Origin of the sequence: Asaia astilbis JCM 15831 (genome assembly GCF_000613845.1) — a bacterium.
In the GTDB taxonomy this organism is placed as follows: domain Bacteria; phylum Pseudomonadota; class Alphaproteobacteria; order Acetobacterales; family Acetobacteraceae; genus Asaia; species Asaia astilbis.
This window is the reverse complement of the sequence record NZ_BAJT01000025.1, coordinates 1-24,812: the sequence shown is the minus strand read 5'-3', so window position 1 is coordinate 24,812 and position 24,812 is coordinate 1. Positions and strand designations below refer to the sequence as shown.

Genomic DNA, 24,812 nt, shown 5'->3' with positions numbered 1-24,812 from the left:
AAAATGCCTTACCATTACTCGAAGTCTACTCGCCTGTTCTACGACGATGAAGAGTCGTATTCTGACATGCCGTCAGACGTTGTCGCAGTGACCGACGAGCAGCATTCTCTACTTTTTCTGGCGCTGAAAATGGGGCAGCTATCATCCCGGACAGCAATGGCTCGCCTAGTGCTGTGTCTAATGGTGGGTATGGTTCACTGATCGACCTATCTACGGTTACAGAAGATAGCAACTATATTCCCGCTCCTACGCTCGCGAAGCAGGCATCCGACGAGTTATCGTCAGCCCGAGGCTACGTTTACAACAATTACGGCATTCTGAACGAGCCAACGCCTGATGCCTGGGTCTCGTATCTCAAGGCACTTATGGCAATCGCAAACGGCACCGACAAGACGAGCACGACTTTACCGCCCGAGCCTGTGGTTTGAATGATTTTAGACGGAATGCTTCCGCTTATGCAGCGCGCGAATGAAAATTTATAATAAAACGATGGCTTTGATCGAAATTCTCATTTGTTAGTGGAGGCAAGGAAAGTACCCGCCTAAATCTAATCCATCAAACCGGAGTAAGCACACTCAAATGGCAAGTGGATTTTTGCACGGCGCTGAGGTTATCAACGTCACCAGCGCGAACCAAAGCGCTACGACGATTGACACGTCTGTCATCGGCATCGTGGGAACTGCGCCCTACGCAGACCCCGCTCGATGGCCGCTAAACACACCCGTGCTAGTCATGGGTGATGATACCTCCCTGATTGCAGCCTTGGCAGTAGATGCGCCTGCAAATCAGGGAGACGTGGGGACTCTCGTGCCCGCGTTCTCGGATATTCTCGATGAATGTTCGCCAGTCGTGGTGGCCATTCGCGTGGAAGCCGTTGCCTCGAATGGCGGGGAAGCAGCCTTATCTTACGACCCAGCCACGATACCTAATGTGGTAGGTGGGTTGTCCTCTGAAGGCAAATACACCGGCGTTCACTGCCTTCTTTCCGCGGAGTCGTCGGTAGGAAAGCGACCTCGCTTGCTCTGCGCCCCTGGATGGACGCATCAGGCAAGCTCGAATGGCATCATCAGCATCGCAGTCAGCAATGGCGGTAGTGGTTACACGGCTGGCACCTATCCTCTGACGATTACCGATGCGAAAGGAGCAGGCGCGACGGCCACCGTTACCGTAAATTCTGCCGGTGTGGTGGCTTCAGTAGCGGTAACTGCGAACGGTAGCGGATACACCGGAACGACCTTTTCCATGCCATCCTCTGCGGGGGCTGGTACGGGCGCGAGCTTCACGGCGACGATTGTGACCACACAGAATGCCGTAGTTGCAGAGCTTAAGGGCATTGCGGAAACGCTGGGTGCGGTGATTTACGCTGACGGACCGGACACAAACGCGGTAGACGCGATCACAGCCGCCGAAGAGGGTGGCGCACGTGTCATGCTGATCGATCCGTGGATCATCAAGGAAAACGCTTCAGGTGTGAATGACTCATTCCCGCCTTCCGCCAAGTTTGCGGCTAAACAGGCTTACGTTGACTCGACTGTTGGTTTCTGGACCTCGGTATCCAATAAGGCACTGAATGGTGTCATCGGTCTGACGCGCCCGGTTGATTTCGTTCTCGGCTCTCAGTCTTGTCAGGCTAACGTCCTCAACGCCGCGAATGTCGCGACAATCGTCCGGACTTCCAAGGGTTATACAACCTGGGGAAATCGTGCGCTCGACGGATCGTTCCTCTGCGTGACACGCACGGTCGATGTGATCAACGCATCCTTGATGTCTGCTATTCTGCAATACGTCGATGCTGGCATCACCACGAACTTCGTTACCGAAGTCGTGCAGTATGTGAACTCCTACCTCCGCCAGCTTACGGCGCTGGGGGCGATCACGGGCGGAAAATGTTGGGCAGATACCGCCCTGAACACTGCGGCGTCTGTGCAGGCTGGGCAAGTCTACTTCGATTTCGATATTGGACCGGTCTACCCCGCCGAACGCCTGACGTTCCGTAGTTCGATCAACAACGGTTACATCACCACAATCTTCAACTCGGGAACGTCAAGCTAATGGCCGGTCCTCGTCTTGTTCTGAAAAATCAGAACCTGTTTTTCTCGGGCAAGTCCTATGCAGGCAGCGTGACCGAGTGGAACCCCCCGAAGATCGCCGCCAATACGGAAGAATTCCGTGCTGGTGGCCTCGATGTTCCTATCAAGCTGACTATGGGCATGAATACGCTCGACACCGATTTTACGGTGATCTCATTCGATCCCGTCTTGCTTGGCTCCGTCTATGCCCGCGAAGGGCAGGACGCTTCTTTCATCATCCGGCAGGCATATGAGGACTGGGACGGCACTATCACCGCCCGTGAAATCATCATGCGTGGCAAGGTGACGGAAAAGGATGAAGGCACGCACAAAGCTGGCCAACAGTCCAACCTCAAGATCACGATGAACCTGCTTTACTACTCCGACACGTTCGGTGGCAGTCTGGTGGACGAAATTGATGTCATCAACATGATCTGGAACAAGGGCGGCATCGACGGCCTGGCCGACATCCGCGCCGCAATCGGCATGTAATTGGCTGGCGCGCATGGTGTGCGCCTCCCACTATCATATCAGTGAAAGAGTTTCATTTTGCCTACCGAACGCGAAATCCCCGAATATCTCACCCTCTCCGAGGACGGCACCTCCATCACCGTCAAGCTCTCTCGCCCTGTGGAACTGGATGGCGTGAAGCGCGACACCGTTGTCCTGCGTGAACCCACGGCAGGCGAGCAGAAGCGTTATCTGCCGAACTCACAGACTGCGAAGGCTATTGGGGACGCTGAAGCACGCCTCATCGCCTATCTCTCGGACGGCCTGACGCCAACCAACCTCGACGCTCTTCCCGCGCGCGACTATACGCGCCTCCTGGAAGCGTTCAGTTTTTTCACCGACTAAGCCGGGAGTACGTTCTCTCCGGCTGCATGGTGCTTGGGCGGTTCTTTCATTGGGGGCTGTCCGACTGCCTGAGCCTACCAACGTCCGAATTTCTGGACGCCATTAGTAAAATTCCGAAGGCAAAAGAGTAATGGCCGAGAAGCGCCTCAAGGCATCCATCATCATCGGCGGCCTGATGGATGGCTCGCTGCGCAGCGCCATGAGCGGGACACAGAGTGGTTTTCGCCGGATTGGCGATGCCATCTCTGGTGCCAGAAAACATGCTTCCAGACTCAATGAAGAAATCAAAGCGCTAGACTCTTCAGGTGGGTCAGTCGAGAAGCTGAAACTTAAATATGACACTCTAGCGAAGGCAATCTCACGAGCTGAGGACGCACAGAAGCGTCTTCGTTCGTCTGAGGCCCGATCTGCTCGCATTGGTGAGATCGGCTCTGGGCTTAGGTCTCGTGCTGTAGGCGTTGGTGCAACTGGTGCGCTTTTCTCGCCCATGACTATCTCGGGTGTGCGCGAAGCTCAGAAGATGGAGCAACAGACTGCGCAGATCGGTGCGCTGGGGGTGGGCGAAGACGTAACGCGAAGTGCGGTCGGTTTCGCTCGCACTGTCAAACAGTACGGCACCTCCCAAGTGGCTGCGGTCGAAATGATGCGCGACGCACTCTCCGTGTTCGGGAGTTTGACGGAAGCAAAGATCGCACTGCCTATTCTAGAGCGCGTGAGATTTGCGAACTCATCAATCTATGGTCACGAGAAGGGGGAAGAGGCCACCAAAAACTTCGTGGACATGACGCGGGTTATTGATAATCGCGGCGGCGGCAATGATTCTGCCTCGTTCAAAAGGCAGGCGGACTTCATCCAACAGGTCTACAGCGTAAGCGGTGGGCGCATAGTGCCTAAAGAGTGGCTGGACCTATCAACGCACGCGAGCATTGCAGGCAAATCGATGTCTGATGCCGCGTTCTACTATCAAAATATGCCGCTTATCAACGACATGGGTAGCGGCGCAAAGGTCGGCACGGGGCTACGGAATATCTATAGTCACGTTGTTCAGGGATCGAATACGGTTCGCGAAGTACGTGCAATGGAACGTTATCACCTGATCGGTGACGTGTCTAAGGTACAGCATGATAAGGTCGGCCAGGTAAGCCACATCAATCCCGGCGCTCTCATTGGATCGCAGTTGCTCGGATATGGGAAGAACAGCGTATTCGATCCTTACCAGTGGATGAAAAAGTATCTTCTGCCGACACTAGCAAAGCAAGGGATTACAGGCCGATCTGAAGTACTCGCAGCGATTGGCAGTATCTTGGGGGGCGGTACCGGCGGCGGCCTCATGGCCACGATGTTCACCAATCAATCGAACATAGACCGCGATACAAAAATGGCGTCTCAGGCGAAAACGGTCGATCAGAGCTACGACGCCGCAAAGCAAACGTCTGGCGGAAAGCAGGCCGGATTGCGAGCAGGGATTGATAACGCGCGGCTTGCGCTCGGTGAAAAATTACTCGGCCCCTACAAACACGCACTCGACATGGCCAACAACGCGTTAGATAAATTCAACATCTTCACCGAGCGGCATCCACGTCTTGCCCGCAACATGGCCTTGGGCATCGGTGCGATCACCGTGGGGATGCTTCTGGCTGCACCCGCTATGGTTGTGGCAGGAAGCGCATTAAACGCTTATAGCGGCTTCGCCCTGCTCGCAGCACGGAGAGAGGCCAAGCTGACGACTGCGATGCTTGAGAATGCGGCTGCGGTCGAAGCGGGGACAGTAGCAACCTCTAGGAGCGTCCGTGGCGGGGGGATGCTCAAAGCTGCTTGGGCTCCAATAGGTGGCATCTTCCGTGGGCTCGGTGTGGCAATCGGAGCATTATTTTCCCCTATAGGCGTCTTGGGCGTTGCCCTCGGCGCGGCGGCATTGATGGTCTACAAATACTGGCAACCGATCTCGACGTTCTTCCAGGGAGTCTGGAAAGGCATCCAAGAAGGTCTTGGGCCGCTTGGCCCGTCCATCACGGCGACATTTCAGCCCATCGTGGGCGTCATTAAATCCGTCTGGGGCTGGTTCACGAATTTGCTTCAGCCGGTTCATCTAACGAAGGATGGAGTGGATAAGGCGACAGCCAGCGGCGAGGCTTTCGGGAAGATCGTCGGGAGCGCCATCAAGAGCGTAGTTGGGTGGCTCGAAAAGGCCGTGGGATACTTCTCATGGATTGGCGAGCATGGCGCTTCTATTTTCAAGAACGTGTCCTCGAAGGCGTCGAGCATTTTCGGCCACCTGATTGGCTCTGGCAAATCTACCGATGATCCCAGCAAATCGCCCGTCTTCAAACCGTCTCCACAGCCTCAATACGCCGAGTTTCCGGAGTTGCCCGCCCTATCGAACGACAACCGGAAGACATCGACCCATCATCACACCCACCAGCACAACTATCAAATTCACCAGCAACCAGGCGAGTCGTCAGATGAACTTGCCAATCGCATTCATCGCAAACAGTTAGCGTCACAACAGATGAGAACTCCACTTTATGACGGACCAGACTAATGGCGATTAATCTCATATCAGGCGGCCTTGCGTGGGGAGAGAGCCGCCTACCCGTAGGTGGTGTCGCGATTGCGGAAGCAATAAACGCTTTCCTCGGCGGAAGTAATTCCGCGAACGCGCCCGTCATGCTGATGCTGGGAAACTTCAAGTTCTCCCTCAATACCGCTCCGTTTTCTGAGATGACGCGCACTACCGCAGCATCATGGGGGACCATTCCGCGCTTCGGGCAGTACGATGCGATGCAATTCACGGGGCCGGGACCTGACACTGTTGAACTTCCTGGGGTGATCTACTCTGAAAAATTTGGCTTCCCGGCATCTATAGATCAACTCCGGTCAATGATGATGGCGGGGCAACCCGAACGATTAATTCTTGGAGACGGGTCTATCGTTGGCGCGTGGGTCATTATTGGCATCCGAGAGTCTAAAACCAACTTTAATTCGACGGGCTCGGCGCGGCGCATCGAGTTCACTGTGAGCCTCACGAAATATGCAGACGTATAAAACGCAAGCCGGGGACGTGCTTGATGGCATCATTTATCAGGTGTTCGGCTACTGCAACGATGACGCCTTGGCGCAAGTTTATGCTCTGAACCAGAACCTTGCCAATTCTGGTCCGATTTTTCCGGTAGGCGTGACGATCATCCTACCCGCTTCCATCCAGGCTACAGCACCGAACACGGGAGTGATCTCCCTATGGGACTAAAGCCACGCTTCAGGATCACAGCGAACGACACAAGCATCACCGACGATCTTGTGACCCGCTTCGTATCCCTTCGTCTGAATGATGAAACTGGTTTCATGTCCGACGATCTGGAAATCGTTCTAGCAGACCATGACCCTGCGGCGAGGATCGCGCGGCCTGTCACCGGCGCGCTTCTGAGGTTAGCTCTTGGATACGACAATCAGCTTACCGACAAGGGGGCGTTTGTCGTCTCGGGTGCAAGCCGTGGCGCAGAAAAAGGCGGCGTGAGAACCCTCACAGTTCGTGCTCATGCCGCACCCTACGATAACACGCCAGGTGGTATTACAGACTTCCAGACGCAACTGACGCGTTCTTGGTCTGACGGCATCACCATAGGTGCGATGGTCAAGACAATTGCTGCGGCTCATCAAATGCAAGCCGTCGTATCGCCTTTTCTAGCCAGCGTGCAGCTTCCGCACATGGACCAAGTGGAAGAGAGCGACATATCGTTCCTGGTTCGTCTGGGGCGACTATATGACGCAATAGCGAAGCCCGCAGGCGGCAAGCTCCTGTTTTTGGCACGTGGACTTTCTCAGACTGCGAGCGGTGCAGCACTGCCTGTGATCAATCTTACCGAGAGCGATGTATCACGCTGGAATTGGGACGAAGACCGTAGGGAGGCACCTGGAACAGTCGTCACCAAATATCACATCCCCAAGAGCGCGAAGACTCACGCGGTCAGCGTGGGCAGCGGCAACCCTGTCCGCCTGCTTAAGCGCCGGTTTCGTACGCAGGCAGAAGCAAAGGCCGCCGCCATGGCCGAGATGTCACGACGAGCGCGGGGGGCGATCAGGTTGGAAATCGAAATGCCAGGTAATGCCGAGATTACGGCTGAAGCAACGCTCAATTTGGACAGCACATTCGGCCCCGACGTGTCAGGGGTGTGGCTGGTAAACAATGTTGTGCATGAGCAGGGTAAAGACGGTTACAAGACACACGCTCGGGCAGAACGCCCGAACTCTGATCCATCTGTCTCGGCTTATCTAAACGGCACTGTCAATGATACGATCTTGGTACCTCCCGTGAACACCAATCCTGGCGCTCATCGGGTGACGGATGGGTATTGAAAGTAGAATTAGGAAACTCTTTCGAGCCGCAAGATACTTAAGTGGTCTTCCCCACCCTGGACCTCAACAGCTTTATTTACCTCAATATATTCATGCTCATAAAGGAACGTCACGGCGTTCTGAAGGGAACGAACGATGCTTTGGTCATATTCTTTCTTGTTGTAAAAATGAGTCTTACCCATCCCTCTTTCGACGAGGATATAGATTCCGTCAATACTCTCATCATCGTCATAAGGCTTCACGCAGACGATCTTTTTGGGATCGATTATCTCATTTTCGTGCGAGTGCCCCCAAATCAAGTGCCCATCCTTTGGCACTTCACGTACGGCCCGCCATAACGCAGTATCAAGGCCCATCGCTTCGATACGGTCATCAGAATATCCTTCACGGGCAATTTTTTTACCCTGCGGATCATATACCTCAACCAAGAAATTTAGAGTCATGCATAGCTCCTGATTGTGTGACATCCTCCAAGAAGCCATACCCGGAAATACTTAGCAACAAGTGAAGCCGGGATTTCTCCCGGCCTCGGCGTCACACCAGTCGCATTTTTGCAGCGCGTACCTTGATAATCAAGCCGTCCAGATCGCGCTTGACGTGATACCATGCGCCTCGGAGCGTATCCTCAATCTTTAGGATTTCTCCCTCAAATTTCTTCTCACCGCGCATGGTGGCAGCTACAACGCGCTGCCCGATATCGAATGTGTTCATCATCTCTTCCTCACCTCAGAACGGGATTTCGTCGTCCAGATCGCCACCCGGAGCGTCCCAGCCTCCGGTATTATTGCTGCCCGTGTTGCGCGATGACGTGCTACTCTGGCCACCACTCTCGCCTGTGGAACTCAGCATGACGATGTCGCCTTTGTATGCGGTCATGACGACTTCGGTGGTGTATCGATCCACGCCGCTTTGATCGGTCCACTTGCGAGTCTGCAATTGGCCTTCGAGAAAGACCTTGCTGCCCTTCTTCAGAAACTGATCAGCAATCTTCGCCAGGTGCTCGTTGAAGATCACGACGCGGTGCCACTCGGCGCGCTCTTTCGGCTCGCCGCTCTGCTTGTCTTTCCACTTCTCGGTTGTGGCGACGGTCAGATTCACGATCAATGATCCGGACTGTGTTCTACGTGACTCGGGATCTTTCCCCAGATTACCAACAAGAATTACCTTGTTAACTGAATGAGCCATTAGGCGTCGTTCCTTGAGTTTATCAAAAGCTGATTGGTTTTGTTCTGCATCGTCTCGTATCGGAGGATTGCTGTTGGCGATGTGTTCACATCAATCCCCTGAAGCGTCACTGGATGGCGGCGTCATTCAGGGTCTTGGCATCGCTCGCCTGAGTTTCCCGCCTCTTGTCGAATGCCTCGGCCTCGGCTTTCAGCTTCGTATGCCGCCCATCTGCCTCAAGGAGCTTGCGTTCACGCTCCGGCGTCTTCATCCATGCATTGCGATAAGCCGCCACGCCCTCACGTACGATATGACGCAAGGCGTGATATGCGGCCTCAGTGGCTTTATCCTCGGCCTCGGCCCCATCGACCCACTGCCGGACGGCGAAACCGTCTGCACTGGTGATGTATCCCTTCCCACGTCCGAGATGCGGTGCCAGCTCCTCGGGACACTTCATCACATCCTGGAACTTCCCCATCCCGTCCATCAGCATTGATGCCGACATTTCGAACATGAGGTTTTTCTCGCAGATCGGCAGGATACCGAGGGAGCGCGGGTTCTTGCTATCCGAAGTGTCGATTTTCTCGCGGGCGCGGACGCATAGGATCACGTGCATCCCTGCGGCAAGCATGGAATTAACGAATTCCTTGTGGTGTTCCTTTGGCTCTTTCCATGCGCCAACACCACGGCCACGCTTTGCCAATTCCAGGCACCCACCGTCACCCTCCCACAGGTGGGAATAGCTATCGATGACCAGAACCTCTACGCCAGCCGCTTGAAACTCTTTCACAGCCTGCGCATAACGCTGGGGCGTGAAGGGCGCGTCCAGATCGCCAATGAGGAACGGCTCATCAGTCGGGTGCGTGGCGTGGCGGTGCAGCACATCTGCGTACAGCGATCCTCGGCGGTTTTCAGTGTCTACGAAACCAAGCTTCGACGGCTGATATCCAGCCAGTCCGTACCCGAACTCGATAGCCGTGCGCGTCTTGCCGCTCCCGCTCGTTCCGGCGAGTGCTATAATAAGACGCGCGCCTTTGCGCTTAGCCTGACGAATGTTGAGGATATTTGCCATTTTATACCTTAGCCGCGATACGGCTCATGAAAGACGGGGGCATTTCGAGCGTCTGCACGCCGGGGAAAACACCCTTATCGAGACAATCGGCATAGAGACGCAGACACCTGCGCACTTCGCGCGCGCCTTCCTCTTTGACTTCAGTCGGAAGCGTGTAGACCTCGACCGGATAGCGCCCCGCTGAACGGGTTTTGCCGACTGCGACGAACAGGAATGCTTCCAGGTCTTCGCCTGTTACGGCAGCATACCCTTGGGAATAGTAGGCGTCCTGCACGTAGTAGCGATAATCGACAGTGGAATAATGAAACTGAGCCAGTTTATCCGTCGATTTCAGATCGACGAACCAGCGCATCTTCGTCAACTCCCGATCCGGGCGGCATCGGCACTTCACGCCCGTTTCGGCATCAGTCCAGAAGTAAGACCGTTCGGCCACCCCTTCTGCTTCGATGATCTTGCGAACGATTGGGTGCGCCAAAGCACTTTCGCGAGTGAGCATCAGCGCAGCGTAGTCCGCATCCGATAAGATGTTCTTGCCAGTGTGTTCTTCTGCGAATGCGGCGGCCTCGGCTTTACCGGCATTCGTCCGCCGATTGAATTCCGGCTCGCGGACGTAAGTTTCTCCAAACACTTCAGGTTCCAGAATAAGCGCGTGAAGAGCCGTTCCGAAGTCGAACGCCTTGACGGCATCCTCGTCACGCGGAGCATTCTTTGACCATTCAAGAAGAGCCGGTGAACGTGCAATGTGGTCCAGTTGGCTTTTCGAGATCGCCTCATGCGCATGATAAGCTGCATTCGGCAGTCCGTCTTTATAAAACGCGCTGTCGTTCAAAGTAACCTCACCTTTTGTAAGGCTATCATGCCGATAGTATTTTATAACTCCACTAACAAATGAGAATATATCTTCAATAACGACACATATATAACTTCCTGATCGTCATTCCTTTCAATATATTCGAAGGATGGCAATTTGCTTGAGACCCTATCAGGAAAGAGTTTCGCATGAAGTAGGCGCGATCCTTCGTGAAGGCGTGCGCCGTGTGCTCGTGCAGATGTCCACGGGTGCAGGGAAAACAGTTCTGGCCTCGCATTTTATCGAACGAGCGCAGGCAACTGGGCGGCGTATATTTTTCCTCTGTCACCGCATAGAGCTTGTGGCTGGCACTAGCGGGACACTTGAGCGATACGGCATTTCGCACGGCGTCATTGCCGCCGGCTATGCTGCAAATCCAGAGGCTCTTATCCAGGTTTGCAGCATCGATACTCTGAAGACACGACTGGGCGACGTTCCGACGCCGTGGGCGATAATCGTAGACGAGACCCATCATTGCCGTGCAGCGGGGTGGGAGCAGGCAATCAGCCACTTTGTAGACGCCGGGTCCATCCTTATTGGCCTGACCGCAACACCCAAGCGTCTTGACGGGCGCGGCCTTGGCGCTTTTTTTGATAGTATCGTTCTCGGTCCGCAGACGGCAGACCTGATCACTTCCGGGCATCTCTCAGGCTTCCGGCACTTCATGCCCGATGCTCCTGACAGATTTCTTGTTGGCGATCCTGTAGCTCATTGGCAGCGCCGCGCGGTTGGACTGCGATCTGTGGGTTTCGCAAAAGACACCGCTCATTCGCGCCGGATAGTAGAGCAGTTCAATGCGGCGGGCGTCCCTGCGGCGCATCTCGACGCCAACACCCCGAAGGAAGAGCGCCGCAACACCATTCGCGCTTTCGCCGATGGTCATATACTGGTCCTGATTAACGTTGACCTGTTTGGCGAAGGGTTTGACTTAGCGGCGGTTGCTGGCCGTCCCGTCACAGTTGATTGCGTCATGTTTTATCGGCGCACCAAATCTCTTTCTCTCTACCTGCAATGGGCTGGCCGCGCTCTCAGACCCGCGCCAAACAAAACCGCAATTGTCCTCGACCATGCCGGGAACTGGTATCTCCATGGAGATATCGACGCTGTGCGTGAATGGTCCCTTGGCGACGATACCGGCAAGATCGCGAAGCCAGCCGAGCGCGCGCCGATCACGTGCCTGAATGCTTCGGCCAGGCGCGTTTCCCGTACCCTAAAACGTGTGAAACTGTTTACCCGGACGGCGAACGCTGCGGACACTCCTTCGAGAAGCAAATCAGGGAAATCGAGCAGAAAATTGCGGAAGGCGAGTTGCGCGAAAAGACCCGTCAAGAACGCGAAGCTCAGAGAGCAGATCAGAAAAGAGAAGAATTTGAAGCCGACAGCCTGGCCGATCTCACCAGACTGGGCCGTGAGCGCGGCTACAAAGACCCACACAAGTGGGCGTTCATGAAATGGTCAAATAGACGCCGGAAATCACGGTTAGCGGCATAACGGAAAGACATACGAACACATGATCCCCGACAGCGTTATTCATGACGCGATCAAGGAAACTGGCAGTCATACGAAAGCCGCTGCCAAGCTTGGCGTGAACCGTCGCACAATCGACAAGCGCGTGCAGACTTGGCGCAAGCGCGGCTTCTCTCCTGAGCACGATCTGACCCATTCCGTTCCGGACGGCTTTCGCCTCAAGGGTGCGTCAACGCTCTATGACGAGAATGGCATCAAGCGTCTTCAGTGGGTCAAGTCGCAGATTGATCCCGAACGCATGGAGCAGATCACGAGGGCAGCACTTGAGGAGATGGCCCGCAAGCTGCCTCGCGAGAAACCGCGTGCAGCCCCTGCGGTAGCCTTGGACGATCTGGCAACATGCTACGTCCTTACGGATTTTCACCTTGGAATGTTATCGTGGCATGAGGAGACAGGCGCGGACTGGGATATCGGCATCGCATCTGACCTCATGACCCGCTGGTTTGCCTCGGCTATCAGCAAATCACCAGCATCAGGCGTCGGTATCCTTGCGCAGATAGGGGACTTGCTCCACTGGGATGGTCTCGAAGCTGTCACCCCAGCAAGCAAGCATGTTCTCGACGCTGATACACGTTTTCAAAAGGTGGTTCGCGTGGCCATCTCCTCATTACGTCGCATTATAGCGGCGATGCTGGAAAAGCATGGGACAGTGTATGTACTCAATGCCGAGGGAAATCATGACCTGCGTCATCCGTCTGGCTTCGGGAGATGCTGGCAGTCATCTACGAAAATGAGCCTCGCGTGACTGTGGAGCGATCACCTGACCCGTTCTACTGCTTCGAACACGGTGACGTTTCGCTCTTCTTTCACCACGGTCACAAGGTGAAGCCTGGGCAAATCGATAAGGTCTTTGTCGCTAAGTTCCGCGACGTGTTCGGCAGAACGAAGCATTCATTCGCGCATATGGGGCACCTTCACCACATCGACGTGAAGGAGAGCAGCCTTATGATTGTAGAGCAGCATCGCACGCTTGCGGCCAAAGACGCTTACGCTTCCCGTGGCGGCTGGCTATCTGGTCGATCAGCCTGCGCAATCACCTACCACAGGAAGCTAGGCGAAGTTGAACGCTTGACGATTTCACCCGACGCTGTGTCTTGAAAGGGATTCGCGGAGGGCTTCATTAATCCGCGTCTGCCAACCAGGACCAGAGCCACGAAACCGGTCTACAATATCCGCGTCCAAGCGGAGCGTCACTTGACGTTTCCCGCCTGGCGTCGGCGGCCTACCTCTACGAATGACTTTGTCGCCCTCCATGATGGTGGCGCTCTCGAAGAATGCCTCCGTTAATTCGGGGGCGTCATCTGGGTCAACCCATGTGGCTTTCCCAGTGGGTGATTTCCTTGGCATGTGCATACCTCATTGAAATGATACGGCGGTACGCGCCTCGTTCGGTCCACACAACCACGACAAGACGCTCATTCAGAAATCCTGCGGTGATAAAGCGGTCTTCCCCATAGTTGACGCGCGTATCCGCGAGTGTGGCCGTGCGACCAGAGAAGACCTTATCCGCATCTCTGAAATCGAGGCCACGCTCTTTCAGGGTCGCGTCTCGCTTCTTGGGGTCGAACTCTATCTCCATGAGTATTTTGTAGCTACAATTTGAGCGCGTCAATTATTATGTAGCTACATAAGTTGGAATTTTTGGGCGGTCATCCGTCCCGATCCCGCGCAACTGATATGTAAGGATTGCCATCGCATTCCACATGACATGAGCCATGTGGAGACGCCCCGACTCTGGGTCTCGATCCTCTCCCTTCATCCATGCTGACAAGTGCCGCATCAGCGATGCTTGGCAGGCCATCCAGCTCATGCCCTTTTCCCAGTTCCGCTCTGAGTACTTTTTTGCGCCCATCGTCAGAACGGCGACGAGTTCCTCCACAGGATCAGGGGGAAGCAAATCGAAGCGGAGCTTGCCTTCGTTGAACCTCAACGCGCCTTCGATCATGATCTAGCTCCCTTGATTGCTGCCCATACACTGCGACCGTTGAAGGCTCGACGAAGAACATATTGGCGAGCGATACTCACGGCAGTGAAGATCGCGGTGATCTCCAAATTCTCCCTGAGCGGCATGGGAATGCCGAAAGCCGGGGCCACGATGCCCCAAGTTACGAAAGATACCACAAATCCAATTGCGGTATTGGTCAGAGCCTCCATGAGGCTATCGATTTTGTTCTGCATAAGTTCCCCTAGGTTCCACCTAGGATACGGCTTCGACTAGACTTTCCCACTTACACCTGAGATTACTTCTGAGTCCGCTCAAAACGGTTTGACAAAGTGGCGCTAAGTCATTGATTCTTCTCTAGAACGCGCAATAGGTTAGACAGTGTAAGTTATTGAAATCATTATAATATCGAGTCCCACCCGGTTCACCACCTCCCTCAAAAGCCCGGAAGACAGCCCTTTCGCAAAGGTGTTTTACACTTTTCCGGTCTTGCTTTCCGCTTCGGTAAACGCCACCGCAACGCGCGCAAGGCGTTCCTGATTGACGGCGCGCGTGTCTTTCTGGACGGCTCAGGAATAGAGGTAACCACGCGGCAGATCGGTGATGTCACGTCGATTGGGTCGTGGCCCTCGTATGAAGCCCCTCGTCGGTGGAGCCTGAAATTCGGCGCAGCCCACGCTCGCTCCCTGCAACGCAAGCGGGCCAGAGCCTCTTCTGTTCATGCCAAAATCAGGCGGCTTATCCCAGTCAATGTTGCAGCATCCATTAGGAAACAGCACATGCCTCAGTCATCATCGCCGGCATCCCAGACGACCCCGCTTACCTATATGCGGAGCAAAATGGATGAAGCCGATACGATGTTCAAGGAAGGTCTGGCTGATATTTCCCAGCCTTCCGATCTAACGCAGCTTGCCGGCAAACTGTTGGATCTCTGCAATGACGTGTCTGATCATCTTGCGCATATCTGCGCGGTAAAGCCCGTCGCTTGTCACAACGGATGCGACATATGTTGTAAAAGTCTTATCCAGATCAATCCGATTTTCGCACGCCTTGCGCTGGAACATGCGCGGGACATTTTTACCCAAGAACGCCTGGAACAGCTTCATCAGAGACTTGTTGAAGGCACGCCGTTTTGTCCGTTTCTGTTCGACGGTTCGTGTTCTATCTATGAAAAACGTCCGATGGTTTGTCGCGGATATTATAGTCTAGACATTTCCATGTGCCAGACCGGTATCTTCTGCGAAGGTGAGACGGGCTATCAGGGAGATGACGGGCACGCGGCGCATCAATACAGAATCTTCCTCTTTGTTCTGGAAAAACGCATCGAAGAAATCGAAAGAGGATTTGGAATTGAGCCCGGGCCGGTCTTCTTGCACGAAGCTGTACGGGACCTGTGGAGCGAGCGAGTCCACGGGTGATGTCTGTGCTGGGTGATGTCACGTAGACTGTGACGTGTTGGACGCGAGCGATGAGAGCGTCATGGGTGAGCTACAAACAGCACCAATTTCCTTGTGAGCTTATCGCCCATGCGATTTGGCTGTATTTCCATTTTCCGCCGAACTTTCGTCTTGTAAAAGAAATGCTCCTCGAGCGGGGCATTATCGTCTCGTAGGAGACAATCCGTCCGTGGAGCCTAAAGTGCGGCGCTGCCTATGCCCGCTCCCTACGTCGCAAACGAGCCATGCTCTGCGATATCTGGCACCTTAACGAGGTGCAGATCGTAATCCGGGGCAAGCCTCACTGGCTGTAGCGGGCAATCGATCAGGACGGTAATTTGTCTGATTTGAAACGGCTCACTTCTGTGAGCGCTCCCTTACTCCGGCGGCAGCGGCGAACACGCAACTCCGGTGGCCCGCCCGAGCACGATCAAACGCCGTGCGGCCACGGCACCTCCTGCCATGTCACCGGCAACATGCGTCAGAAGCGGACTGCTCAGAACCGCATGGGCCGCCGTGTTGACCGCGGCCTCGGTAACCGCCGTGGCCGTAGCCGACAGAGCGGTGCGCCGCAGCAATCCCAGCGTTGCCAGCAATCCCGGCCGCACCCCGTAAAGTGTTGCAATTTGCCGGATCAAGCGTACGGCACGCCATGTGATCAGAAGAACGACAAGCGCTGGTGCCGGTGTTGCCGCCATGCCTGCCACGACCTGTATCGCCGCCCGTCGGCTGAACGCATCAGCCTGAGCCCGTAGCCGACTTTCCACCCCCGTACGCAACAGGGGCAGCACCGCATCAGGATCGTTCAGCGCATCGAGTGCTGGACGAAGCGCCTCTCCATTATCGATTTCGGCCAGCCAGCGTCGCGCAGCATGAACCGGGTGGCCGCATCGGTCGAGACAAGATCACGGCGTATCGCGTCCACGGCGCGCAATCGCGCTAGCCCAAGCAATTCGCGACCGATACCTGTCAGAACCAGTCCGAAGCCAAGAACCGCAATGCCCAGGGTCAACCAGCCAAGCCAGGCTGCACGCGCAAACTCGGCCGCAACGAAATTCCCCGTTGCAACGCCGGCAAATCCCAGCGCCAGGACAGCAAAGCCGGACAACACCAACGTCGATGTTCGCAAACCGAGAGACCGGCCGACCGGCATGACCTGCGGTGGCGGCCCAAGATCGAGACGAGGAGCATGATCCTCCTCTTTTTCGATACGCGGCTGTATCAGCAGTTTATCGCCCGTCACAGCAGGTCCTCCAGCAGAAACCCCAGCAGGGCATCGAGACCGATATTCGGGATTCCTCCCTTTCCGTCGGAGCGTATCCGTGCCGGTTCGAAAGTCGGCAGTGCGAGAAAAGGATGCGTCCAGAAGGCCTGATCCGGCGGCGTGTCTGGCACCTCCCCCGGATAGGAGCGCGTCATGCTGTCATCGCCCAACCGCCGTCCGCGCACGGCCGAAACAGGGTGACCGTCCAGTGACCAGACAAAATCCTCTGTGCACCGTGCAGCGGCCACCGCAAAAACTGACCGCTGGGCGTTCCCCACCAGTGTCGGCTGATCTGTCCCGGTGCGGGTCAGCACATCCATCAAGCGTCGAAGATTTCCGCGCTGCCGTTCGGAAACATGATCGGCCTTGCTGGCGACATAAGCCACACGCCGGATCGTGCGTGACGGCAAACGGCCTTGAGCCAGAGCACCGATGGTCTGAAGCCAGGAGCTTGCCACCGCAAGGACGAGGCGGCAGCAGACAAGGCGTCGCGGGCATCTTCAAAAGCCTCACTCCCCTTATGCAGCGCCCCAAGGAGGTCCGCCAGAACCACCAGACGGTCGATCTGACCGAATAACGGCGCCACAAGCCCCGTACGCACCGATGCACGATAGGCCTCATAACGCTGCTCGAGCAAGCTGCATAACCCGGCGCGGCGATCCATCGGGAAAAATGCCATCCATGGCGGCTGTGGGCCGGGTCCGGGCATCAGAAACCGTCCCGGTTGCAACCACGAAAGACCGTGTTCGATCCGAAGGCTCGTCAACGCGCGAACGAATAAATCATGACCGCTTTGCGCCAGCGCGTCGGATGCCTCGACCGAAACCGGCAGGGCGTCGGCAAACTGAAGAAACGCGCGAACCGCATCTGTGTCAGGACCTGCGCGCAAACGTGCCAGTATGGCCCGCGACCAGACGTCGAAATTCTGGGTCAACATCGGCAGATCGAGCAGCCATTCCCCCGGATAATCGAGAAATTCCAGCCTGATTTTTCGTGCGGGCAAACCGGGCCGACCGACTTCCAGATCGAGCGCAAGCAAGGCGGTCGCATCGGTACGATCGGGCCAACGTGGCGGGTCCGCCGCAAGAGCCGCCATGTTCGCAGCGAACGGAAAACGCGGCAGCGAGCTTGCCCCTGCTTCCGCCAAACGCGCACGCCTGATCCGGCCGCCGAGGGCACCCGGTGTCAGTACGGTCGCCGCCAATGCCGTCAGCAGCACCGTCTTGCCCGCGCGAGCAAGGCCCGTGACACCAATCCGCACCGTGCGCGGGCGCCACCAGTCCAGAGGGTTACGTTTCAGCTCGCTCAACTGTCCCGGCAGGTCAAACCAGCTTTGCGGGGCCTCTCCAGCAGTCGACGCGGGGAGTGCAGGGTCGTGGGGTAGATCGCTCGCCATACCTATACTCCCCGGAAAGCCGTTGATCGTCAGTCTAGTGTGTGGCTGTAGGCCGAGCATGGCAAGCGCCCGGCGGACCATCAGAGAAACGCATCAAGTCGCCCGCGGTGCCCGACTTCATCAATGAAAACGGTGAATCACAATGCGCCTTCAGTGTCACCCTTCGTGTTAAAGTTCAGTGGAAATGCTCTAGCGGCGGCGACTTGACGCGGGTCGACGTGGCGCGGGAGATCCTCGAGGCCCTGTCCGGTGAGGGATGATGTCACGTTAAGTGCTGCGTGTTAGACGCGGGTGATGAGAGCGTCATATGTGAGCTACAAACGGCACCGCCCACAGGATGACCTCACCCCGAAAATTCCGCTCCTCGAAGTCGCTCATCCAACACGCCTCACGCCAAAACCGGTAGCGATCTCAAACAAAGGAACCAAATTTGCAACAGAGCCTCAAAAACAACAGGCATGAGCCGATTTAATCAGAAAAAAAGTCTCCATTAAAACCAGAGCAATTCATTCAGAGGCTTTCTCTTAGTGAGCACAGACTCTGATTGCACCTATCGGATCGTTATTATATCGTTATGATGTCGACATCGACCCAAGTATGAAAGGGCCTGTCTCTATGAATAATAATTCATATATTTTCAACGCACAGTATCCAGCACTTACTTCCATTGTATTCTATGTTTGTTGTGTTGGCAGCAATCTTAGAGAGCGAGAGATTTTCGTATCTTAGTCTCCGACTTATTAATCGCAATTACTGACGCTGGCGTTGTTTTTTGCATAGGAAAATTATCATGAGCGAATTACAGAAGTTCCAGCCGATTATATTTATAGTTCTAACTGTTGTTTTCTTCTCCCCAACAATATTGGGATTTTTACTAAGGAGGAACCTTAAAGAATCTTTATCAACAAATATTGTATTGGGTTTTACATGGGTTGGGTGGATTGCTTCTATAGCCTGGAGCATAACTGGGGATGATACAAGGATCAAACGTCTAATCAGAGAGCAATCTTTCAATAAAAAACTCGCAATGATAATTGCTTTCGTTTTATTAGAAGTTTTTATGATTTCTTTACTTTAGAAATTATAAAGTATTTCGTGTCTTTTAAAGACTTTCCGGGGAGCTGGTTCGATGGTGATGCCACGCTAACTGACGTGAGGTAGTCGACGCCCGGGGGATGGGTATTCAGGCGCTGAGAGCGGTCCACCTTGCTCCGTTGGGCGAGAGCCCCGAGACGATGGACGTGCCGGGAAAGAGCAGTGGTGATGGACGCGGATGGGACAAAGAGATTGCGGATGGCTGAGAAGACGGAGACGAAGCGCTGAGACCCGCCTGGTGAATGAAACCTTTGCATGATGCGTTCGCGTTTTGGCAACGGCAGATGGCTGTTCTCCGCCCGGTTGTTCAACCCGCTATGCGAGAGACGTTGGATCGAGAGACCAAGTTTGCGTCTAGCTGATCCGTAGGATTTGAGCTTGTCTGTGATCATGCGCATAGGCCGCAAACCCTGCCGTTTGAGGAGCCGGGTCAACAAACGCCTTGCCGCTTTGGTGTTCCGACAGGTTTGTAGGATCTCGTCGAGAACATAACCATCCTGATCGACTGTGCGCCAGGCGTCGTCACGCCCGGAGACTACATCGCGAAGTGCCGCTCCTGACGTTCCGAGATTCTTCATTCCTCATGAGCGTTCTTACCGCTCTCGATCGGTCGGCACGGCGCATCGGACGTCCTTATGCTGTCGAGAATACGGATCTGAGCGCGCAGGTCGCGGCAACGCAGATAATGTCTCGCCCCTTCGACCAGAAGGCAGAGTAAGAAGAAAGCCAGAAAAAAGAGCGCGATAAGCGCACTCATATCGCCGTCAGTCATGCTGCAGCTCCTGTCTGATACAGGATATATGTTTGTCAGGAAAACATATTGAGCGCAAGCACTATGTTTGTTATACAAACTTAAATTGCTACTGAAGATTTTATCGCTGCTTAGGCAGGCGCACCCCACCAAAGTGCCACTAAATACCGCAACTGAAATTGCCTCGAACCAACTTAATCAGCCGGCCTTAGATGAGCTCGTTTTTTCAGCCAGTTCCTCGGCGATGGTGAACATGGCAACTCTCTGTCCTGCGTTCATGGCCCGCCACATGCAAAGAAGCGATCTTTCATCAGTGTCTCCAGCGAGATCACGGGTGCTATCGACTTCGGAGAGCGAGAGGCCAGTAAGATAGTCGAGAGAAACACCGTAGAATTCGGCGAGCTTGAAGGCTGCCTCGACGCTGATCCCAGTTTTGCCACCCTCTGCATTAGCGACGTGTGATCGTGAGACGTCCGCTGCCGCAGCTACATCCGCCTGGGTTAATCTGGTTCCCAGTTCAGCGGATTTGCGCAGGCGAACTGCCTGCAATCGCTGCGCCATGATTTTTCTATCGAACATGATCACATTTTAGCGCAACCAACTTTGAATTGAGTGTGCCTCACAAACAAAACGCTTGTGGATGGTTATGTTTGTGTGACACACTTTTAGATCGGTAATTCGAGATCTGCCTTCACTTCTTCCATGACGGTATAAGTGTGCGTCTGTCGCACCCCCGGCAATCGCGTGAGGGTTTTCCCTAAAAATGCGCGATAAGCGTTCATATCCCGTACACGCGCCTTGATCAGATAGTCGAAGCCTCCAGCAACCATATAGCACTCGCTAACCTGCGGGATCGCCTGCACAGCTTTGGCAAATTGCTCGAAAATATCTGCACTGGTTCGGTCAAGCGTCACCTGCACAAAGACAAGCAGACCCAAATTGAGAGTCTCAGGGTCGAGACGCGCCATATAGCTTTTGATGACGTCCGATTGCTCAAGCTTGCGGACGCGTTCCAGAGTGGCCGCAGGGCTCAGATTGACCTGCCGGGACAACTCGACATTCGTCACACGGCCGTCTTTCTGCAAAACCCTGAGAATCCTGCGGTCGATCTCGTCGAGCACCATAACCCACCCCGAATATAGTTCATCAAAACGCTGATAGGCGAAATTATATAAGGTTGAGGCGATATTCTTCCATAGCTCATTTGGTTATCTGATCCTTAAGGGATCATAAATAACCCATAACGATATAGGCTTGCATGAACGCTCCTTTCTCTGCCTTTCGCTCGCTCGTCCCCGAACGCTCCGCCCTGCGCCAGGCGATTACGGACAATACTCGTGCAGCAGAGACAGAGCGCGTCGCCCTGCTTTCAGAACAGGCCGTTCTTACCCCCGATCAGCCGGCAGGCCCATGAAACAGCCCGACAACTGGTCGAGGCACTGCGCCGCAAAGGCACGCCCGGTCTCGTGCAGGGACTGATTCAGGAATACGACCTTTCCTCACAGGAAGGGGTCGCCCTCATGTGCCTCGCCGAGGCACTGCTCCGCATCCCCGACACCGCCACACGCGATGCCCTGATCCGGGACAAGATCGCGAGCGGCAACTGGCATGGCCATATCAGCAAGGGAACACCGCTTTTCGTCAACGCGGCCACATGGGGCCTCATCGTCTCCGGCGGGTTTCTCTCCACCACCGAGACAAAGCGTCTGCCAAAGGTGCTCGACACCCTGATGAAGCGTTGTGGCGAGCCCGTCATCCGGCGCGGCGTCGATATGGCTATGCGCCTTATGGGCGAGCAATTCGTCACGGGCCAGACCATCGACGAAGCGCTCAAGAACGGTCGCAAGCTCGAAGAAAAAGGCTTCCGCTACTCCTACGACATGCTTGGCGAAGCCGCGATGACGGCCGATGACGCCGCGCGCTACTATCGGGATTACGAGAAGGCGATTCACGCCATTGGCAAGGCCGCCAACAGTCAGGGCGTCTATCGAGGGCCCGGAATTTCCATCAAGCTCTCCGCCCTGCATCCGCGCTATACGCGGCTGCAACGCGAACGCGTCATGACCGAATTACTGCCACGCGTCACCGAGCTCGCGCGTCTGGCCTGCGCCTATGATATCGGCTTCAATATAGACGCCGAAGAAGCCGACCGTCTCGAACTCTCCTTGGACCTGCTCGAAGCCCTCTGCTTCGACGAGACGCTCAAAGGCTGGAAAGGCATCGGCTTCGTCGTTCAGGCCTATCAGAAGCGCGCGCCCTTCGTGCTGGACTGGATCATCGATCTCGCCAGACGCAGCGAGCACCGCATCATGCTGCGCCTCGTGAAGGGCGCTTACTGGGACAGCGAAATCAAGCGCGCCCAGACGGACGGACAAAGCGATTTTCCAGTCTATACGCGCAAGCTCCATACCGACATCGCCTATATCGCCTGCGCAAAAAAGCTCCTCGACGCACCGGACGCCATCTTCCCGCAATTTGCCACGCATAATGCCCAGACGCTGGCCAGCATCTACGCCTATGCAGGTCCGGACTTCACGGTCGAACGCTACGAATTCCAATGCCTGCACGGCATGGGAGAAGCGCTCTACAACGAGGTCGTCGGTCCCCAGAAGCTCTATCGCCCCGTCCGCATCTATGCGCCTGTCGGCACACATGAGACCCTGCTGGCTTATCTTGTGCGACGCCTGCTCGAAAATGGCGCCAACTCCTCTTTCATCAACCGCATTCAGGATGAATCGATCTCGGTTGATGAGCTGAGCACCGATCCGGTCACGCTCGCCCAAAGCGAGCCAGCCCGTCTGGCCATTCCTCTACCAGCCGCGCTCTATGAACCTGAGAGACGCAACTCCAGCGGCATCGATCTCTCGGACGAAAATTGCCTGAAGACGCTGGCGGAGGTCTTCACCGCATCGCAGGCCGGTGCCGCGACAAAGAGCGGTGAAGCCATCATCAACCCGGCGAACCGCAACGATATCGTCGGGCACATCGCCTTCCTGTCTGAAGCAGAGATCGACAGCGCGATCCGTCGCTCTGCGTCAGCCTATCCGGCTTGGCGTGACACCACGCCCGATTATCGCGCCAGCCTGCTCGAAAAAACAGCAGATGCCCTCGAAGACCAGATGCCTCAGCTGATGGCACTGGTGATCCGTGAAGCTGGCAAAACAATCGCCAATGCCGTGGCCGAAATTCGAGAAGCCGTCGATTTCCTGCGCTACTACGCCGTCCGCATCCGTCAGGAAGGCCCTGCAGCGCAGGCACTCGGGCCCATCACCTGCATCAGCCCATGGAACTTCCCTCTCGCGATCTTCCTCGGTCAGGTGTCCGCTGCCTTGGCGACAGGCAACACCGTGCTCGCCAAACCGGCGGAAGAAACACCCCTCATCGCGCGTGAAGCAGTCCGTCTGCTCCATGAGGCAGGCATTCCAGAGGACGTCGTTCAGCTGATCCCGGGTGACGGCAGGGCCGGCGCTCAGCTTGTCGGGGATACACGAACCACCGCAGTTCTGTTCACGGGGTCGACCGACGTCGCACGCCTGATCCAGAAACAGCTCTCCGGTCGATTGAACCCGGACGGCACACCCATCCCGTTCATCGCTGAGACCGGCGGACAAAACGCGCTCATCGTCGATAGCTCCGCCCTGACCGAACAGGTCGTGACCGACGTTCTGGCCTCTGCCTTCGATAGCGCAGGTCAAAGATGCAGCGCCCTCCGTCTTCTCTGCGTACAGGAAGACAGCGCAGAGCGCGTGATCACGATGCTCAAAGGGGCAATGAAAGAACTCCGCACCGGCACGCCGGAACAGCCAGAGACGGATGTAGGTCCCGTCATCAGCGAAGAAGCGCGTCGCCTCATCGCTGACCATATAAAGAACCTGGAGGCGAAGGGTCACCGCGTCTTTCAGACCGATCTCCTGCCTGAAACGGCCGAGGGAACCTTCATTCCTCCAACATTAATCGAAATCAGCTCGATTTCCGATCTTGAGAAGGAAGTGTTCGGCCCGGTTCTGCATGTCCTGCGGTACAAACGCGACGCGGTCTCCGATGTCATGACGGCCATCAACGCCACGGGCTATGCGCTGACTTTCGGCCTGCATTCACGAATTGACGACACAATCGAGACGCTGAAGGCGCAGAGCCATGCAGGCAATGTCTACATCAATCGTAACCTTGTCGGTGCCGTAGTCGGCGTCCAGCCCTTCGGCGGTCACGGCCTCTCCGGCACGGGCCCCAAGGCTGGTGGCCCCCTTTATCTAAGGCGCCTGCTCAGTGAGCGCGCGCCTCTCGACACGTCTCTTGCCCATCCGCTGTCACCGCTATCCCGACTTTTTGCCGATTGGGTCACCACAGCGCTTCCTGAGACACAGGCTACCATGCCTGATACAACCCTCCTGGGCACATCGCTCCTCCTGAAGGGGCCTGTAGGCGAGACGAATCTCTACACCCATGCCCCCCGAGGCACGGTCCTCTGCGCAGGTCCGACCCTGACCGATCTCGCATCGCAGCTTCTCGCCGCCACAGCGACCGGCAACCGCTGCGCCGTGCCCGCCGCACTTTTAGCTACCCTGCCAGAACGCCCGCCCGGTCTGGGAGACACCGTACTCGAAGCTGAAAAGCTCAAGACAATCGATGTCGCCCTCGGCAATGGCGATGCTGCATTCCGTAAGAAACTCAGTGAGGAACTGGCACAGCGTCCCGGACAGATCGTCGCCCTGCACACGCCAGACCTAGTGGGTCAGTACCCTCTTGAATGGCTCGTACTGGAATACGCCTGCAGCACCAACACGACAGCCGCAGGCGGCAACGCCGCCCTGATGGCGCAAGTCTGACAGACTGATCCCCGCCGGAGATCGAAAATCTTGGGCGGTTGAGTCTGACACGCTCGAAACGAGCGTCTGATGTTCACGAGAGATATGCACAGAAGAGGCCAACACTTTGATTGTGTCGGTATCATCCGCCATCAGAGCCTTATTGGCTCTATCAAGATGAGAGCTGCTCCGAGCCTCCGCCCGCTTTGGCGCTACGCACACGGGCGGTTCTG

General features: G+C 55.7%; 30 protein-coding genes and 3 pseudogenes. 16 read left to right on the top strand and 17 right to left on the bottom strand.

Going from position 1 to position 24,812, the window contains the following annotated elements; translation table 11 throughout:
• The 9 genes from JCM15831_RS23105 to JCM15831_RS14455 all read left to right on the top strand — a co-directional run.
• Positions 1-201, top strand: a 201-nt coding sequence (locus JCM15831_RS23105; protein ID WP_232228228.1) for a hypothetical protein, incomplete at its 5' end; no start/stop codon positions are given.
• Positions 174-428: a hypothetical protein gene (locus JCM15831_RS21705; protein WP_156938923.1), complete on the top strand. Its 255-nt coding sequence runs from the start codon at positions 174-176 to the stop codon at positions 426-428. The genes JCM15831_RS23105 and JCM15831_RS21705, both read left to right, overlap by 28 nt.
• 304 nt (positions 429-732) lie before the next feature.
• Positions 733-2,052 carry a phage tail sheath family protein gene (locus JCM15831_RS14485; RefSeq protein ID WP_198024360.1) on the top strand — a complete coding sequence of 440 codons (1,320 nt, stop codon included), beginning with the start codon at positions 733-735 and terminating at the stop codon, positions 2,050-2,052.
• On the top strand, positions 2,052-2,561 hold the full coding sequence (locus JCM15831_RS14480) for a phage major tail tube protein (protein ID WP_025824807.1): 510 nt from the start codon (positions 2,052-2,054) through the stop codon (positions 2,559-2,561). Before JCM15831_RS14485 ends, JCM15831_RS14480 begins: the two co-directional genes overlap by 1 nt.
• Positions 2,562-2,618: 57 nt before the next feature.
• Positions 2,619-2,924 (top strand): phage tail assembly protein, encoded by a 306-nt coding sequence (locus tag JCM15831_RS14475; RefSeq protein WP_025824806.1) that lies wholly within the window; start codon positions 2,619-2,621, stop codon positions 2,922-2,924.
• 130 nt (positions 2,925-3,054) lie between these two features.
• Positions 3,055-5,466, top strand: coding sequence for a phage tail tape measure protein (locus JCM15831_RS14470; protein WP_025824805.1), 2,412 nt, complete (start codon positions 3,055-3,057; stop codon positions 5,464-5,466).
• A complete protein-coding gene (locus JCM15831_RS14465; RefSeq protein ID WP_025824804.1) occupies positions 5,466-5,969 on the top strand; it encodes a phage tail protein in 504 nt (167 codons plus the stop codon). The genes JCM15831_RS14470 and JCM15831_RS14465 overlap by 1 nt, the downstream gene beginning before the upstream one ends.
• Positions 5,956-6,171: a tail protein X gene (locus JCM15831_RS14460; RefSeq protein ID WP_025824803.1), complete on the top strand. Its 216-nt coding sequence runs from the start codon at positions 5,956-5,958 to the stop codon at positions 6,169-6,171. Before JCM15831_RS14465 ends, JCM15831_RS14460 begins: the two co-directional genes overlap by 14 nt.
• Positions 6,162-7,277, top strand: coding sequence for a phage late control D family protein (locus tag JCM15831_RS14455; RefSeq protein WP_025824802.1), 1,116 nt, complete (start codon positions 6,162-6,164; stop codon positions 7,275-7,277). The genes JCM15831_RS14460 and JCM15831_RS14455 overlap by 10 nt, the downstream gene beginning before the upstream one ends.
• An 8-nt stretch (positions 7,278-7,285) precedes the next feature.
• Here the strand turns inward: JCM15831_RS14455 and JCM15831_RS14450 are convergent, their stop codons facing one another.
• The 5 genes from JCM15831_RS14450 to JCM15831_RS14425 all read right to left on the bottom strand — a co-directional run bounded on the left by JCM15831_RS14450 (position 7,286) and on the right by JCM15831_RS14425 (position 10,342).
• Positions 7,286-7,720 (bottom strand): hypothetical protein, encoded by a 435-nt coding sequence (locus JCM15831_RS14450; protein WP_025824801.1) that lies wholly within the window; start codon positions 7,718-7,720, stop codon positions 7,286-7,288.
• 91 nt (positions 7,721-7,811) lie between these two features.
• Entirely contained in the window at positions 7,812-7,991 is a 180-nt protein-coding gene (locus JCM15831_RS14445) for a hypothetical protein (RefSeq protein WP_025824800.1), read from the bottom strand.
• A gap of 12 nt (positions 7,992-8,003) precedes the next feature.
• Positions 8,004-8,462 carry a single-stranded DNA-binding protein gene (gene ssb / locus JCM15831_RS14440; RefSeq protein ID WP_025824799.1) on the bottom strand — a complete coding sequence of 153 codons (459 nt, stop codon included), beginning with the start codon at positions 8,460-8,462 and terminating at the stop codon, positions 8,004-8,006.
• A gap of 106 nt (positions 8,463-8,568) precedes the next feature.
• A complete protein-coding gene (locus tag JCM15831_RS14430) occupies positions 8,569-9,513 on the bottom strand; it encodes an AAA family ATPase (RefSeq protein WP_025824798.1) in 945 nt (314 codons plus the stop codon).
• 1 nt (position 9,514) lies between these two features.
• Positions 9,515-10,342, bottom strand: coding sequence for a PD-(D/E)XK nuclease-like domain-containing protein (locus JCM15831_RS14425; RefSeq protein ID WP_025824797.1), 828 nt, complete (start codon positions 10,340-10,342; stop codon positions 9,515-9,517).
• Positions 10,343-10,484: 142 nt separating this feature from the next.
• Here JCM15831_RS14425 and JCM15831_RS14420 point away from each other — a divergent pair, with 142 nt between their 5' ends.
• The 3 genes from JCM15831_RS14420 to JCM15831_RS21700 are packed head-to-tail and all read left to right on the top strand — an operon-like array spanning position 10,485 to position 12,988.
• A complete protein-coding gene (locus tag JCM15831_RS14420) occupies positions 10,485-11,813 on the top strand; it encodes a DEAD/DEAH box helicase (RefSeq protein ID WP_025824796.1) in 1,329 nt (442 codons plus the stop codon).
• A 60-nt stretch (positions 11,814-11,873) separates the two neighbouring features.
• The gene (locus tag JCM15831_RS19520; protein ID WP_156938922.1) at positions 11,874-12,635 is read left to right on the top strand and encodes a winged helix-turn-helix domain-containing protein; all 762 of its coding nucleotides are present in this window, start codon (positions 11,874-11,876) and stop codon (positions 12,633-12,635) included.
• Positions 12,599-12,988, top strand: a complete 390-nt coding sequence (locus JCM15831_RS21700; RefSeq protein ID WP_156938921.1) for a hypothetical protein — start codon at positions 12,599-12,601, stop codon at positions 12,986-12,988. The genes JCM15831_RS19520 and JCM15831_RS21700 overlap by 37 nt, the downstream gene beginning before the upstream one ends.
• Here the strand turns inward: JCM15831_RS21700 and JCM15831_RS21205 are convergent.
• Genes JCM15831_RS21205 through JCM15831_RS24215 form a run of 4 tightly spaced genes read right to left on the bottom strand, consistent with a single transcriptional unit; the run spans position 12,968 to position 14,068 of the window.
• On the bottom strand, positions 12,968-13,237 hold the full coding sequence (locus JCM15831_RS21205) for a BrnA antitoxin family protein (RefSeq protein WP_084490726.1): 270 nt from the start codon (positions 13,235-13,237) through the stop codon (positions 12,968-12,970). The two genes, JCM15831_RS21700 and JCM15831_RS21205, sit on opposite strands and share 21 nt — an antisense overlap.
• Positions 13,197-13,469: a BrnT family toxin gene (locus JCM15831_RS14410; protein ID WP_025824795.1), complete on the bottom strand. Its 273-nt coding sequence runs from the start codon at positions 13,467-13,469 to the stop codon at positions 13,197-13,199. The genes JCM15831_RS21205 and JCM15831_RS14410 overlap by 41 nt, the downstream gene beginning before the upstream one ends.
• Positions 13,470-13,505: 36 nt before the next feature.
• Positions 13,506-13,835, bottom strand: a complete 330-nt coding sequence (locus tag JCM15831_RS14405; RefSeq protein WP_025824794.1) for a dATP/dGTP diphosphohydrolase domain-containing protein — start codon at positions 13,833-13,835, stop codon at positions 13,506-13,508.
• A complete protein-coding gene (locus JCM15831_RS24215) occupies positions 13,832-14,068 on the bottom strand; it encodes a DUF7220 family protein (RefSeq protein ID WP_025824793.1) in 237 nt (78 codons plus the stop codon). Before JCM15831_RS24215 ends, JCM15831_RS14405 begins: the two co-directional genes overlap by 4 nt.
• A 603-nt stretch (positions 14,069-14,671) precedes the next feature.
• On the opposite strand from JCM15831_RS24215, the gene JCM15831_RS19515 reads away from it, so the two are divergent.
• Both JCM15831_RS19515 and JCM15831_RS23100 read left to right on the top strand, forming a co-directional pair.
• Positions 14,672-15,250: a YkgJ family cysteine cluster protein gene (locus JCM15831_RS19515; RefSeq protein WP_232228226.1), complete on the top strand. Its 579-nt coding sequence runs from the start codon at positions 14,672-14,674 to the stop codon at positions 15,248-15,250.
• 86 nt (positions 15,251-15,336) lie between these two features.
• Positions 15,337-15,579: pseudogene (locus JCM15831_RS23100) on the top strand (IS6 family transposase); the annotation flags it as partial.
• A gap of 66 nt (positions 15,580-15,645) precedes the next feature.
• On the opposite strand, the gene JCM15831_RS14390 reads toward JCM15831_RS23100, so the two are convergent.
• Genes JCM15831_RS14390 through JCM15831_RS14375 form a run of 4 tightly spaced genes read right to left on the bottom strand, consistent with a single transcriptional unit; the run spans position 15,646 to position 17,988 of the window.
• Complete coding sequence (locus tag JCM15831_RS14390; RefSeq protein ID WP_025824791.1) at positions 15,646-16,059, bottom strand: DUF697 domain-containing protein; 414 nt, start codon at positions 16,057-16,059, stop codon at positions 15,646-15,648.
• Between the two features lie 14 nt (positions 16,060-16,073).
• Positions 16,074-16,511 carry a hypothetical protein gene (locus JCM15831_RS14385; protein WP_025824790.1) on the bottom strand — a complete coding sequence of 146 codons (438 nt, stop codon included), beginning with the start codon at positions 16,509-16,511 and terminating at the stop codon, positions 16,074-16,076.
• Positions 16,508-16,918, bottom strand: a complete 411-nt coding sequence (locus JCM15831_RS23470) for a YcjX family protein (protein ID WP_198024359.1) — start codon at positions 16,916-16,918, stop codon at positions 16,508-16,510. Before JCM15831_RS23470 ends, JCM15831_RS14385 begins: the two co-directional genes overlap by 4 nt.
• Complete coding sequence (locus JCM15831_RS14375) at positions 16,852-17,988, bottom strand: YcjX family protein (protein WP_198024358.1); 1,137 nt, start codon at positions 17,986-17,988, stop codon at positions 16,852-16,854. The genes JCM15831_RS23470 and JCM15831_RS14375 overlap by 67 nt, the downstream gene beginning before the upstream one ends.
• 730 nt (positions 17,989-18,718) lie before the next feature.
• Here JCM15831_RS14375 and JCM15831_RS22040 point away from each other — a divergent pair.
• On the top strand, positions 18,719-19,006 hold the full coding sequence (locus tag JCM15831_RS22040; protein ID WP_198024361.1) for a hypothetical protein: 288 nt from the start codon (positions 18,719-18,721) through the stop codon (positions 19,004-19,006).
• Between the two features lie 136 nt (positions 19,007-19,142).
• Here the strand turns inward: JCM15831_RS22040 and JCM15831_RS23095 are convergent.
• The 4 genes and pseudogenes from JCM15831_RS23095 to JCM15831_RS14355 form a co-directional block, all read right to left on the bottom strand.
• Positions 19,143-19,538: pseudogene (locus JCM15831_RS23095) on the bottom strand (DDE-type integrase/transposase/recombinase); the annotation flags it as partial.
• Between the two features lie 59 nt (positions 19,539-19,597).
• Positions 19,598-19,795, bottom strand: a complete 198-nt coding sequence (locus tag JCM15831_RS14365; protein ID WP_025824786.1) for a hypothetical protein — start codon at positions 19,793-19,795, stop codon at positions 19,598-19,600.
• Between the two features lie 177 nt (positions 19,796-19,972).
• Positions 19,973-20,353, bottom strand: coding sequence for a helix-turn-helix domain-containing protein (locus JCM15831_RS20650; RefSeq protein ID WP_025824785.1), 381 nt, complete (start codon positions 20,351-20,353; stop codon positions 19,973-19,975).
• 86 nt (positions 20,354-20,439) lie between these two features.
• Positions 20,440-20,898 (bottom strand): Lrp/AsnC ligand binding domain-containing protein, encoded by a 459-nt coding sequence (locus JCM15831_RS14355; RefSeq protein ID WP_035774686.1) that lies wholly within the window; start codon positions 20,896-20,898, stop codon positions 20,440-20,442.
• A gap of 134 nt (positions 20,899-21,032) precedes the next feature.
• Here JCM15831_RS14355 and putA point away from each other — a divergent pair.
• A pseudogene (gene putA, locus JCM15831_RS19500) lies at positions 21,033-24,600 on the top strand (bifunctional proline dehydrogenase/L-glutamate gamma-semialdehyde dehydrogenase PutA).
• Positions 24,601-24,812 lie beyond the last annotated feature (212 nt).